The following is a 13,781-nucleotide window of genomic DNA, read 5'->3' on the forward strand; positions in this document are numbered from 1 at the left end:
TTATCATTTAAATAATTTATTTTTTTTATATATGACAATGTCATATATAAAAACCACACTTAAAATATTATTTTCTAATCTTTCTCCTAAATGGTTATCATATTGTTGTGAAAATATAATTACTGTACATTGTATCTTGAACCCTTATAATATCTGATCTTATTTTCTACCATGCTCAATAAATTATGCGTATCTATCTTATTGATTTTTACTTCTGTATGCACGTACCACCAATTATCGTGAGCAAAATCTATACATTTAACTGCATCTTTTTCGGTCATTAGTAATATCTCATCTTTTTTAGTAAGAGATGTTAACATTTTTTCAGAATACACGTGATGATCAGAAAATGAAATTGATCTGATCGGAATGATCCCATAACTTCGTAAAGTATCAAAAAATTGTGTAGGATACCCAATCCCTGCTATAGCTACAACATTATTTAAAAAATAAAGAGGTTTACGCTCTCCCGTCAATATATTGACTACAGCGATAGGAAATAACTGCATTAATACTTCTCCAGATTGTATTCCTACTTCTGATCCATTTGCAATAATCGCTTGTACTGTATGAAGTCTATTAATGCGTTCGCGCATGGGACCTGCTGGTAACCAACAACCATTTCCAAATCGAAGCACACTATTAACTATTACCCATTCTATATCCCTAAAAAGTGCATAATGTTGTAATCCATCATCACTTATTATGATGTCCAATTCTTGTTTTCTCAATAATGCAGCAACTGCATCAGCACGTTTTGGAGAAACAGCGACCGATACTCCAGTTCGTTTCCAAATTAACATAGGCTCATCACCACATTCCTCACTATGGCTATTCATATTAATAATTATTGGATAATTATTCGATTTACCTTTATATCCTCTTGAAATTACCCCAACCTTCCAACCACGACGTTTCAAGTGCTCTACTAACCATAATACCATCGGAGTTTTCCCGTTGCCTCCAATTGTTAAATTACCAATAATTATTATTGGTACCGAAAATCGATATACTTTTCGCCATCCATACTGATAACTAATACGATTCAGTGTACTGATTACACCGTATAACCAAGAAAATGGCAATAAAAATAAATAAAAAAACGATGATTTAAACCAAATACGATCAAACATTAAGAAGAAAATTGCAATTTATATAATTGAGCATAAATCCCTTGGCGACGTATCAAAACCTTATGCACACCACGTTCCATAATATAACCATTTTCAATTACCAATATTTCATCCGCATTTTCAACGGTAGATAAACGATGAGCTATAATCAAGGATGTTCTATTTTTTTTTAATGTATCAAGAGATTTGTGAATAATGTGCTCTGAGGCAGAATCTAAAGCAGAAGTAGCTTCATCGAAAATTAAAATAGGACAATCCCGTAACAAAGCACGTGCAATTGCAATACGTTGCCGTTGGCCACTAGATAATAATATCCCATTTTCTCCTATAATAGTATCTAATCCGTTTTTCATTTGAGAAATAAAATCCATAGCACATGCCATACGCGCTGCAGTTTCAATAGATTCTCTAGAATAAAAATTTCTGCGAGCGTACGCAATATTGTTTGCGATAGTATCATTAAATAAATGAACGTTTTGGGATACCATAGCTATTTGATTACGCAACGAAGCAAGTTTATAATCATTTAAATTAAAACCATCAAGCAATATACGTCCTTTATCTATATCATAAAAACGAGTTAATAAATTTACGATAGTAGATTTTCCAGAACCAGATCGACCTACCAAAGCAACAGTTTTTCCTGATTCAATAGAAAAATTGATTTTATAAAGCGATGGTGTATTTTTTTCAGGATAAAAAAAAGTAACATCATCAAAAATAATATGTCCCTGTACCCGTGTGATATCGAGTATGCCTTGATCTTTTTCTGTTTCTAAATCTAATATGGAAAATAAAGTTTGACAAGCTGCCATTCCACGTTGAAATTGAGCGCTGACATTAGTCAAAGACTTTAATGGTTTCATCAAAACTATCATAGATGAAAAAATAACAGTAATAGTTCCAGCAGTAAGCATTTCCATAACACTTGGAATGCTAGCAGCGTACAACACAAATGCTAATGCTAATGATGCGACACATTGAATCAATGGATCAAAAATAGATGAAGTTTGCACCATCTTCATACTTTGTTGTCTCATACGATTACTGACGCAGTTAAATCTATCTTTTTCTGTGTGTTGCCCTCCAAATATTAATACTTCTTTGTGTCCTTGCAGCATTTGTTCGGCGCTGCTGGTTAATTGGCCCATGGCGCTCTGCATCTTCTTACTGATTGTTCTAAATCTATGAGAAACAAGCTTAATAGTGATGGATACTATTGGTGCAATTAACACTAAAATTAATGATAATTGCCAACTATAATAAAACATCATTATACATAAACCAATAATAGATGCTCCTTCTCGAATAACAGTAACCAAAGCTCCAGAAGAAGAAGAAGCAACTTGATCGGAATCATAAGTAATTCTAGATACTAATGTACCAGTAGATTGTTTTACAAAAAATGAAACCGGCATATTCATAATATGTTTAAACAATGCACGCCTCATTTGCATTACTACTTTTCCGGATACCCATGATATGCAATAAGTAGATGCAAAACCACTAAAACCGCGAATACCCATTAATCCTACTAAAGCCAACGGCATCCACACAAATACATCTCTATTAGCTTTTCCAAATCCATCATCAAGTAAAGGTTTTAATAAAGCTAACATTAAAGCATCACTTGTTGCATTCAAAATCAGAGTAATAGAAGCAACAACTAATCCTACTCTAAAAGGAAAAATTATTGGCCAGAGACGACGAAAAGTTTGCCAAGTAGAAGAATGATTTTTATTGTACTGCAACATTTATGTCCCTGCAGTCATAATTTATTTCGTACGAAACATACGAATACATCGCAATCAACATATTAGAAATATCAAATACTTCAAATATACTAAGGTTCGTGAAAAATCTTACAACATAAATACGCATAAAAATACAAACTACTATATCTATTATATATAAATATTATTTTTGAATAATATACAAACGTATTCCTAATCTTTTGTATATCTAATAGTCTATGTGATTAAATGTGATTTTAACGATGAAAAAGAATTTAATGCTCATTCATATATATTAACTATTTTATTGTAAAACCTTACTATCAACATCAATGATACGACAACATTAAATTAAGAGAACTTGAATAAATAAACAAAATTTGCTTGTACATATTATTCTATTTTTAATATTAAATCAAATTTTTATCGCTTTCACTAATCAACAACAACTAGGACAACTTATTTCAAAATAAAATAAGTACACAACATTAAAATTTAATTCTTTTTATCTACTCAAATAGTAACCTCATTATATCTAATATATAATCCTCAATTATAACCACGACTAATTTAACTACCCCACAACTATATTAAAATTCTATATATATAGATATCATATATAAATATTAAAATATTTATTCACTTTTTTATTTCTTTTTACCTATAACTGACCCAGTTTAACATATTAATAGATTATATATAAAAATTATTTAATAAAAAAATAATTACTCATTCTTAGTTGCCGCTTTAAATGCTTCAACCATGACACTAGAAAAATTCTTATCTTTCTCTTTGATATGATTGTCAATAATGTTGACTTCTGATTTTTGAATTGAATCACATATATTACATGCAGATAAATTGATGATTCTATTTTTACGATCTACCCCATCTAGTGTTGCTAATATATCATTGCCTATGTGTAATGACATATATGTTTTTTTATGAGTAGATTTATTATTTGATACGGCAGGAATAGATAAATAACCAATTACCATATTCTCATCCAATGTGACAGTAACCCCCCCCTTTTCATCTATAGAAAGAATCTTTCCAGATACTATACTTCCTTTTTTATGAGCAGATAAATACACATTTAAAGGATCCTCTGTTAACTGTTTTATACCTAAAGAAATACGTTCGCGTTCTGCATCTACTTGAAGGACTACAGCAATTATTTCGTCACCCTTTTTGTACTTATTTACAGCCTCTTCATTAGATAAATACCAAGAAATATCAGAAAGATGCACCAAACCGTCAATTCCTCCTTCTAATCCTATAAAAATACCAAAATCGGTAATCGATTTTATCCTGCCCATAACCCGATCACCTCGATTATACATATCTGAAAACTTCTGCCATGGATTAATTTTACATTGTTTTAATCCTAAAGAAATTCTTCGTCGTTCTTTGTCAATATCTAATACCATTACTTCAACAGATTCTCCTACCGCCACTACTTTAGAAGGATGAATATTTTTATTAGTCCAATCCATCTCGGATACATGTACTAATCCTTCTACTCCATCTTCAATTTCAATAAAACATCCATAATCAGTTAAATTAGTTACTTGTCCTATCAATTTACTTCCTTCCTTGTGGCGTTGAACAATAGCCGCCCATGGATCTTCTCCTAATTGCTTTAGACCCAAAGATACGCGAATACGCTCTCGGTCGAATCTTAATACTTTAACAATAATTTCATCTCCAACATTTACTATATCACTAGGATGTTTGACGCGTTTCCATGCCATGTCAGTAATGTGTAACAGCCCATCTACGCCTCCTAAGTCAATAAAAGCGCCATAATCAGTTAAATTTTTAACTACCCCTCTAATTTCTATTCCTTCATGTAATTGATTTAACAATTGATCACGTTCAACACTATTTTCAGATTCAATCACTGCGCGACGCGACACTACAACATTGTTGCGTTTATGATCTAATTTAATTACTTTAAATTCAAATGCTTGCCCTTCTAAAAATGAAGTGTCACGTATTGGTTTAACATCTACCAAAGAACCAGGTAAAAAAGCGCGTACGCCATTTAGTTCAACAGTAAATCCTCCTTTTACTTTTCCGTTAATAATACCTGTAACAGTGGTCATATTTTGGTGTGCCTGTTCTAATGATACCCAAGATTCGTAACGTTTTGCTTTTTCACGAGACAAAACAGTCTCCCCAAACCCATCTTCTACCGCATCTAATGTAACATCAACATAATCACCCATTGAAATCTCTAATTCTCCCTGAGCATTATAAAATTGCTCAATAGGAATAGCAGATTCTGATTTTAATCCTGCGTCGACCAACACAATATCTTTAAAAATAGCAACAACAACTCCACGAACAATGGATCCAGGACAAGTTTCTACTTTTTTTAAAGATTCTTCAAATAGCTGAGCAAACGATTCTGTCATTTTTATAATCTTCAATTTTCAATTAACGTCCACCACACTCCATGTTTGATGGAGTTATAACAAATATATCATAACTATCCTTGATTATGCGTAGTATTATATAGTACTCTCGATGAGAATACTAGACTCTCTCTAATATACATAAGTACTTTCGATTTTACTTCTTCAGCAGATAAATGAGTAGAATCTAATATTAATGAATCAATTGCAGGAGTTAACGGTGCTGATTGTCGGTTATAATCACGCACATCTCGTTCTCTTATTTGTGAGAATAAAAACTTAAAATTAACACCAAAGTTTTTTTTCTGCAACTGATGTAATCTACGGCGCTCTCTTTCCTCAAAAGAAGCATAAAGAAAAATTTTCAATTCCGCATTAGGAAATACTACTGTTCCCATATCCCGCCCATCAGCAACAAGTCCCGGACATTGACAAAACGTACGTTGATATGTCAACAAATTTTTACGTACCTTCGAAAAAACAGCAATTTTAGATGCATAATTTCCTATAGTTTCCGTATAAATATCCTTTTTAATTTCTTTACCATTGAAGGATACAAAAAAATTATTTTTTCTATTTATAAAACTTATCTGTATCTCTTCCGCAAGTACTGCTACTTTTTCTTCACGATTAATATCAATTTTATTTTCTAAAGCTGCTAATGCTAACACTCGATAAATCACTCCTGAATCCAATAAATTCCATCCAAGAATTTTTGCTAATCTCCTAGATAAAGTCCCTTTCCCTACTCCACTTGGGCCATCAATAGTAATAACTGGAAATATATTGTTCACAATTATCCCCTTGTAGCGCAAAAAATTCACTATATAATGATTATTTTTAATATCTTAATAAAATTTAATGATCATGATTTCATATGTACAATTTAGATTATATATGAATATCACACTGTATAGAATACTTATTGCAATACACTAATACTAGATAATTGTGTAAAAAAATCTGGAAAAGTTTTATCGGTACACTTAGGATTATTAATTATAATAGAAACATCCGATAATGCCACCAAAGAAAAACACATCGCTATGCGATGATCATCGTAAGTATTAATGTAAGCTGATTCTATTTTAAATGGAGGAGTAATTTGTAAATAATCATAACCTTCCACAATCTCCGCCCCTATTTTACGTAACTCGGTAGCCATTGCCGCTAGTCGATCGCTTTCTTTAACTCTCCAATTGTAAATATTACGTAATATTGTAGGGCCATTAATAGAAAATAATGCAGTAATAGCAAGAGTCATTGCTGCATCTGGAATATTATTAACATCTAAATCAACAGCATTCAGATCAGCTCCACGAGTACACTCTATATAATTATCACCCCACGCAATCTTTGCTCCCATACTTTCTAATATATTCGCAAAATAAATATCTCCTTGTTTACTATTACGACCGACTCCTATAACTCGAACAGTACCCCCTCGAATAGCTGATGCTGCTAAAAAATAAGAAGCACTCGAGGCATCTCCTTCCACTAAATAATCTCCAGGTGATTGATATGCCATATTTCCTTTACAATAAAAAACACGATAATTATCATGTTGTATGTTGATTCCAAAAATTTTCATAAGAGACAAAGTTATATCAATATATGGTCTGGATACTAATGCTCCGTCCACTTTAATGAGAGTATCTCGATACGCTAATGGCGTCATCATGAGCACAGATGACAAAAATTGACTAGAAATACTCCCTTTAATAAAAATTTCGCCTCCATAATACCCTCCATACAATCGTATGGGAGGGTAACCATTACGTTCCATATACTCAATACGCGCACCTCCTTGTCTTAAGGCATCTACTAAATGTGCAATCGGTCTATCTTTCATACGAGGATGACCTGTGAGCACGATATTTTGAGTCTGTACAGACAATGCCGCAATAAGAGGTCTCATAACAGTCCCGGCATTTCCCAAAGACAAAATTAGTTGATTGTTATTTTTTGATTGAATCGGGCCACCAATACCATTAATTTCGCAAGTTTTTCTATTATTTGAAAGACAATATGATACTCCTAGATTACGTAAAGCATCCAACATACAACGCACATCATCACTATCCAACAAATTAGTTAACTGAGTAGTACCTGTAGCTTGAGCTGCTAATAACAATGCTCGATTTGATATACTCTTAGAACCAGGAAGATGGATGGTTCCCTGTATTTTTTTTATAGGAGCTAATTTGATAAAATCATTCACTTTTCACCAACTTTTTATATAAAAATATTTGATTTTTGAAATTAATAGCCCATAATATACCATTTACAATAAAAATATGTGATTGTATTTAACTATTTAACATATGAACATATGTAATCGATTGAATATAATTAGCGATATTTTTCAGAAAATAATTTCATAAATCTAATTAATTTTTTTACACCTTCTAATGTCATGGCATTATATAAAGATGCGCGCATACCCCCCACTACTTTATGTCCTTTCAAACCATGCAATCCGAAAGATATTGATTCTTTTAAAAAAAGATCATTTAATTTACTGTTTTTTAAAAAAAAGGGGATGTTCATGTATGAACGATTAGATAGACTAATATTGTTATAATAGAAATTACTAGAATCAATAGCGTCATATAAAAGAGCTGATTTTTCTTGATTACGTTTATTAATTTCCTTTAAGCCTCCTTGTTTTTTCAACCATTTAAAAATTAAACTAGCAACGTACCAGGACATAGTGACAGGCGTATTAAACATTGAGAAATTATCAGCTAAAATTTTATAATTTAAAATAGACGGGACTACTAGACAAGGTTCTTTCAATAAATCTTTTCTGATAATTATCACAGTCAAACCAGATATGCCAATGTTTTTTTGAGCCGTAGCATAAATTATACCAAAACGGTTTATATTCAGTGGGCCCGAAAATAAAGTTGAAGAACAATCCGCTACCACTATTTTATCAGAAAAATTTGGAGTTTCATATACAGCGATTCCATCAATAGTTTCATTAGGACAATAATGAATATACAGACTATTTTCAGAAACATCCCATTTAGATATAGGTTGAATATTATGTAGTCCATTTTTTTCGCCGACCACATTAATTATACGTGGATCACAATATTTTTTTGCTTCTATTGCTGCGTTGTATGCCCAATACCCAGTTATTATATAATCAACTCTTTCTGAAGATGTTTTTAATAAATTCATAGGAATCGCAGAAAATTGTGCACGCGCTCCACCATGACAAAATAAAACTTCATAATTTTCTGTAATATCAAGAAGATCACGCATGTCTTGTTTCGCTTCTTGCATTAATTGCAAAAATTCTTTACTACGATGACTTATCTCTATGACGGAGACGCCCATATTATTCCAACTATATAATTCTTCTTTAACTTGCCTTAAAACTTGTTTCGGCAACATTGCTGGACCCGCGCTAAAATTGAATACTTCATTCATATAATGATCGATCATAAATAATTAAATTAATTAAAACAGTATCCTTCATAATGAACTATTATTGAAAACAACAATTAAAAATATAAAATCATTTTAAGTAACATACTGTATTGAAATTTTCATTTAATATAACAAAATGAAAACTATTATTTTAGCATAAGCAACATTGTTAAGTGCAATAAACAAAACAAAATTTTTTATCAAAATAATGAATTTTCTTATTATTATCTTTAATTCAATGATCTAGTTACTCATAATAAATATACAATACATTTATTTATTTAATAAAATAAATAACAATTAATTAAATCCAAAACCTATATTTAAAGATTAACATTCAATTAATATGTGTTATATCACTCATATAAGGAGATAGTACCGAAGGAATCGCCACACGTCCATCTTCTAATTGATAATTTTCAAGCACCGCTGCCAATGCTCGACCTATTGCTACTCCGGAAGCATTTAAAGTATGCAATAATCTCGCTTTTCTATTCATTCTTCCTTTATATCGCGCTCTTATACGACGCGCCTGAAAATCTCCAACATTTGAACAAGAAGAAACCTCGCAATAAGCATTATATGCTGGAAGCCATACTTCCAAATCATATGTTTTGCAAGAAGAAAATCCAATATTTCCTGTGCATAATAATATTTTCCTATATGGTAATTTAAGTAGTTGCAATACTTGTTCCGCGTGACTAGTTATTTCTTCTAAGATCTGCATGGATTTATCTGGATGTACTACTTGAACCATTTCAACTTTATCAAATTGATGCATCCTAATTAATCCACGAGTATGATGACCATATGATCCTGCTTCATAACGGAAACATGGAGTATGAGCAACCATCTTAATAGGTAATTCTTCTTCATCAAGAATTACATCACGAACTAAATTTATTAAAGGTACTTCAGCGGTAGGTATTAATGCGTATGGATTAGTTCCAGATTGTAAGTGTTGAATATGAAACAAGTCTTCATAAAATTTTGGTAATTGACCTGCACCATATAAAGAGTCTTGATTTACTAAATATGGTAAATAATACTCTTCATATCCATGACGTTTAACATGCAAATCTATCATAAATTGAGACAAAGCGCGATGCAAATGCGCTATTTGTCCTTTCATTACGATAAAACGTGATCCAGTTAATTTTGTTGCATTAGAAAAATCTAAACCATTAGTTAATGCGCCCAACGCTACATGATCCCGTATTGGAAAATTATATTGACCCGGCTTACCCCAACGCATAATTTCTAAATTATCTTGATCTCTAAATCCATAAGGCACTTGATCATCTGGAATATTCGGCAAAGATAACTCAAATTGTTTAATCCTGTTTTTTAATTCTTTATTTTCAAGTTTAAGAGAAGTTAATTTTTTTCCTAAAACATATGCTTCTTGACATAAAAACTCTACATTTTCTCCACGAGACTTAGCTACTCCTATAATTTTAGCCTTAGCTTTACGTTCAGTCTGTAAACTTTCAGTTTTCTTTTGTAAAATTTTCCGCAAACTCTCTTGCTGACGAAATTTATTAATATTTAGTATAAACTTTCTGCGAGCAAGCTTTTTAGCAACTAAATCAAGATTACTGCGCAATAAATTGGGATCAATCATATCTAACCTATACTATTCTATTCGTTTTATCATATGCTAGTTATTACTAATAATATATTTTTTTACAACTACAACAAATTTACACTATTATAACAAATTCATACCATATTATTATTTATTACAATCCACAATATCATATAATTTCACTATACCAAATGTAAAATCTCACGATTTATTATTTTAATGATATTTCAAGTGCATATATGCGCTTTTCTAGCCTATCTAATTTGACTCTTGCAAAATATCTAAAAACAATTGGTGTTTGTACACAAAATACACTTGTATACTATACATACAGTAGCGCTACTTTATAGTATTTTCGATTCTTTTTTAAAAACAATACCTCCCTCATATATAAACACACCTATATAATATATAGGTGATCACGTGAAAACAATTCTAATGAATTTACTGCATCTTTATTAAAGAACAAAGATATATGTCACATATATATGACTGTTAAAATCATATATATATTCTCATAATAACACTCCCATTATTTTTCAATGATACAAAATACGCACTCTGTTAATATTTCGTGAAAACTAATATAGAACCAATACAATAATAATCAAATACGTTTTATTATTATGGAATGTCTAGACTATAACATTTTCTAAATTTCTTTTATTATATAGATATCACGATACACGTCAAACTCCTTACAACATATCAATAAAAATTAACTGAACAGTGTCTTATATGATTTTTGATATATATCTCACATAAAAAACAATTTTTCTTATTTATTTAACAGAAATTTAAATTAATTATCTAATAGATATTATTTTCTTTGATCATCTAGTTCAATGTCCTTAGAAGGAGCGAAATAAAACTTACTTATATCAATGTCATTATTATTTTGATCTAATAAACAATAATCTACACGTTGTCCTTTTTCTTCGAAAATACTAAATTTCTCGATTGTACCCTGATCAGTAATTTTAATTCTACATTCTTTTAAAGTAAAATTGTTACTTATTGGTATTAAATGAAAAAAATCCCCTTTTTGAGATACAGTATATTCATTCCATTCATATATATTGTTACTAGAAAACAACATAAAAAAAATATTATCAGAAAAGTTTTGCAACCGATACGCGGTAACTTGTTTGATAGAAGGAATATAAAACCAAAGTGTTTTCCCATCAGATATTAAAAAATTTTCTTCAGGAGATATCATGTGCCAATTAAATAAATTAGGACGTTTTATCCATAATTCTCCATGATATTCTAACACCACATTGTTATCAGAGTTAACAACTTTCTGAATAAAATGTACATAAAAATTATTTATTTTTTTAAGGCGATTTTGTAAAACAAAAAAAGATTTATCATCAGCTACTACTGTAATAGCTATAATAACGTTTAAAAAAACAGCATATATTGTCTGTTTCATCATTCTGAATTCATTATCTCCTCCATTATCGTTATATATTTGTTTAAATAAACAACAACATTATATATCTGTATATATATTCCTATATGAGATACAATAATGCTGATTATTCAGAAAGGATCATGAACTAATCGTTTGATTTTTCCAAAAATTAACTACTGCATCTATTTCTTGATCTTCTATGAAGGCTCCATGTACCCGAGTAGCCATGGAAGAGTGAGGCCCTAAATATAACATATCGCCCATACCTAATAAGGATTCTGCTCCGGATTGATCAAGAATAGTACGAGAATCTATTTTACTTGATACAGTAAAAGCTATACGGGCTGGAATATTTGCTTTAATTACTCCAGTAATTACATCCACTGACGGTCTTTGGGTTGCTAATATTACATGAATCCCAGCAGCGCGAGCCTTTTGTGTTAAACGAATAACTAATTCTTCCACTTTTTTTGTTGTAGTCATCATCAAATCTGAAAATTCATCTACAATAATTACAATATAAGGTAATTTGTCTAATGTATTAGAACAAGATGCAGTATTATTATTCACGTATTTACTGATAATATTGTTTGTTACATATTCTTTAGAATAAAATTGCGTTATATGGCTGTTATAATTTTCTAAATTCCGGACACTGAGCATAGCCATCAGTTTATAACGACGCTCCATTTCTTTTACACACCATTGTAATACTTCATAAACTTCTTGTGTATTGGTAATAATTTGTTTTAAAAGGTGAGGAATACCTGAATATATTGATAATTCTAAAATTTTAGGATCAATCATAATAAAACGCACTTCTTCTGGCGTAGCCTTATATAAAAGACTAATAATCATAGCATTAATGCCAACAGATTTACCTGATCCAGTAGTGCCAGCAACTAATAAATGAGGCAGAGATTTAAGATCTACAATTAACGGCTGTCCAGCTGTATCCTGTCCCAGAACCAACGCTAATGGAGTGTTGATATTCCTAAACTGATCTGAACCAATAATATCTCCTAGATATACTGTTCTGCGCTGTTTATTAGGAATTTCTAATCCAACATATGGAGTACCCGGAATTACATCTATCACTTTAACAGAATTTGTGTATAAAATACGAGCTAAATCGCGTGATAAATTAGAAATTCTTGACGATTTTATACCCGGTGATAAATTCAACTCAAATCTAGTAATTACCGGACCAGGAACAATATTAGCCACATTTGCTATAATATGATATTCTAGTAACTTCGATTCTAGCACTTGAGAAATTCTTTTTAATTCCAAGAAATCTGTCGTTGTTTTTTCTGAAGAAGATGTAGTCAATAAGTCAATATCTGGGAAAGTAGCAACGCGATTATCATAATATAAAGTAGGATGCCCTATAGGAACTTTTTTACATTTAAACAAGGGTACATATTTTTTTATATTTTTTTTAACAAAAATGGGAATTTTTTGATCAATATTATTTCTATCAGTACGTATTACATTTAAATCTTGTATCAAGGATACATTATTTTTTTGTTCTCTTTTGTCAACACAATGTATATTGTTATTGCTACTACAAATTGTTTTGTCAAATTTATTAATTTTTACAAAACAATTTTTTCCTTTAGAAACAACATCAGTCACATATTTTTTTTGATAATAATTGTAACCTGCCTTGCTCATCCGTAATTTAGAACAAAATAAAAAGCGCTCAATAAAATTGGGGCCCCGACTAAATATCTTTATTGCTGAAATGCATTTCATTTTAAAAAAATTATTTTTTAAAATAGGATTAAATTGCTTAGTAGATCTGCTAATATTTTTAGATACATCAGGGATGATTTGTATGTTTAATAAATCATTTTTAAAATTTTTAAAAAAATTAGGATCCTGTGTAGAAAAAACCAATGGATACATGAGTCGTTTAGTACACGATTTTTGATGAATAAATTGATATCGATATTTTTTTTTACAAAAAAATAATGCGCTTAAATAACGTAAATAATTAAATAATTGATTCTTAATAGTTTTGAAAATCATCCAAAAAAATTTATT

8 protein-coding genes and 1 pseudogene are annotated in these 13,781 nt (G+C 30.5%); all 9 read right to left on the reverse strand.

The genetic code is table 11. From position 1 onward, the window contains the following. Window positions 1-119: 119 nt before the first annotated feature. Window positions 120-1,133 (reverse strand): tetraacyldisaccharide 4'-kinase, encoded by a 1,014-nt coding sequence (gene lpxK / locus BPEN_RS01910; protein WP_011282922.1) that lies wholly within the window; start codon window positions 1,131-1,133, stop codon window positions 120-122. Continuing rightward, window positions 1,133-2,887: a lipid A ABC transporter ATP-binding protein/permease MsbA gene (gene msbA, locus BPEN_RS01915; RefSeq protein ID WP_011282923.1), complete on the reverse strand. Its 1,755-nt coding sequence runs from the start codon at window positions 2,885-2,887 to the stop codon at window positions 1,133-1,135. Before msbA ends, lpxK begins: the two co-directional genes overlap by 1 nt. 704 nt (window positions 2,888-3,591) lie before the next feature. After that, window positions 3,592-5,286, reverse strand: a complete 1,695-nt coding sequence (gene rpsA, locus BPEN_RS01920) for a 30S ribosomal protein S1 (protein WP_011282924.1) — start codon at window positions 5,284-5,286, stop codon at window positions 3,592-3,594. 74 nt (window positions 5,287-5,360) lie between these two features. Further along, a complete protein-coding gene (gene cmk / locus BPEN_RS01925; protein ID WP_011282925.1) occupies window positions 5,361-6,080 on the reverse strand; it encodes a (d)CMP kinase in 720 nt (239 codons plus the stop codon). A 128-nt stretch (window positions 6,081-6,208) separates the two neighbouring features. Continuing rightward, window positions 6,209-7,507, reverse strand: coding sequence for a 3-phosphoshikimate 1-carboxyvinyltransferase (gene aroA, locus BPEN_RS01930; protein ID WP_011282926.1), 1,299 nt, complete (start codon window positions 7,505-7,507; stop codon window positions 6,209-6,211). Between the two features lie 131 nt (window positions 7,508-7,638). Continuing rightward, window positions 7,639-8,727 (reverse strand): 3-phosphoserine/phosphohydroxythreonine transaminase, encoded by a 1,089-nt coding sequence (serC, locus tag BPEN_RS01935; RefSeq protein WP_011282927.1) that lies wholly within the window; start codon window positions 8,725-8,727, stop codon window positions 7,639-7,641. Between the two features lie 337 nt (window positions 8,728-9,064). Then, the gene (serS, locus tag BPEN_RS01940; protein ID WP_011282928.1) at window positions 9,065-10,351 is read right to left on the reverse strand and encodes a serine--tRNA ligase; all 1,287 of its coding nucleotides are present in this window, start codon (window positions 10,349-10,351) and stop codon (window positions 9,065-9,067) included. A gap of 784 nt (window positions 10,352-11,135) precedes the next feature. After that, window positions 11,136-11,753, reverse strand: a complete 618-nt coding sequence (lolA, locus tag BPEN_RS01945; RefSeq protein ID WP_011282929.1) for an outer membrane lipoprotein chaperone LolA — start codon at window positions 11,751-11,753, stop codon at window positions 11,136-11,138. 138 nt (window positions 11,754-11,891) lie between these two features. Beyond that, window positions 11,892-13,766 (reverse strand): annotated as a pseudogene (locus BPEN_RS03390) (DNA translocase FtsK); the annotation flags it as partial. Between the last annotated feature and the right edge of the window lie 15 nt (window positions 13,767-13,781).

This window comes from Candidatus Blochmanniella pennsylvanica str. BPEN (assembly GCF_000011745.1).
Taxonomy (GTDB): domain Bacteria; phylum Pseudomonadota; class Gammaproteobacteria; order Enterobacterales; family Enterobacteriaceae; genus Blochmanniella; species Blochmanniella pennsylvanica.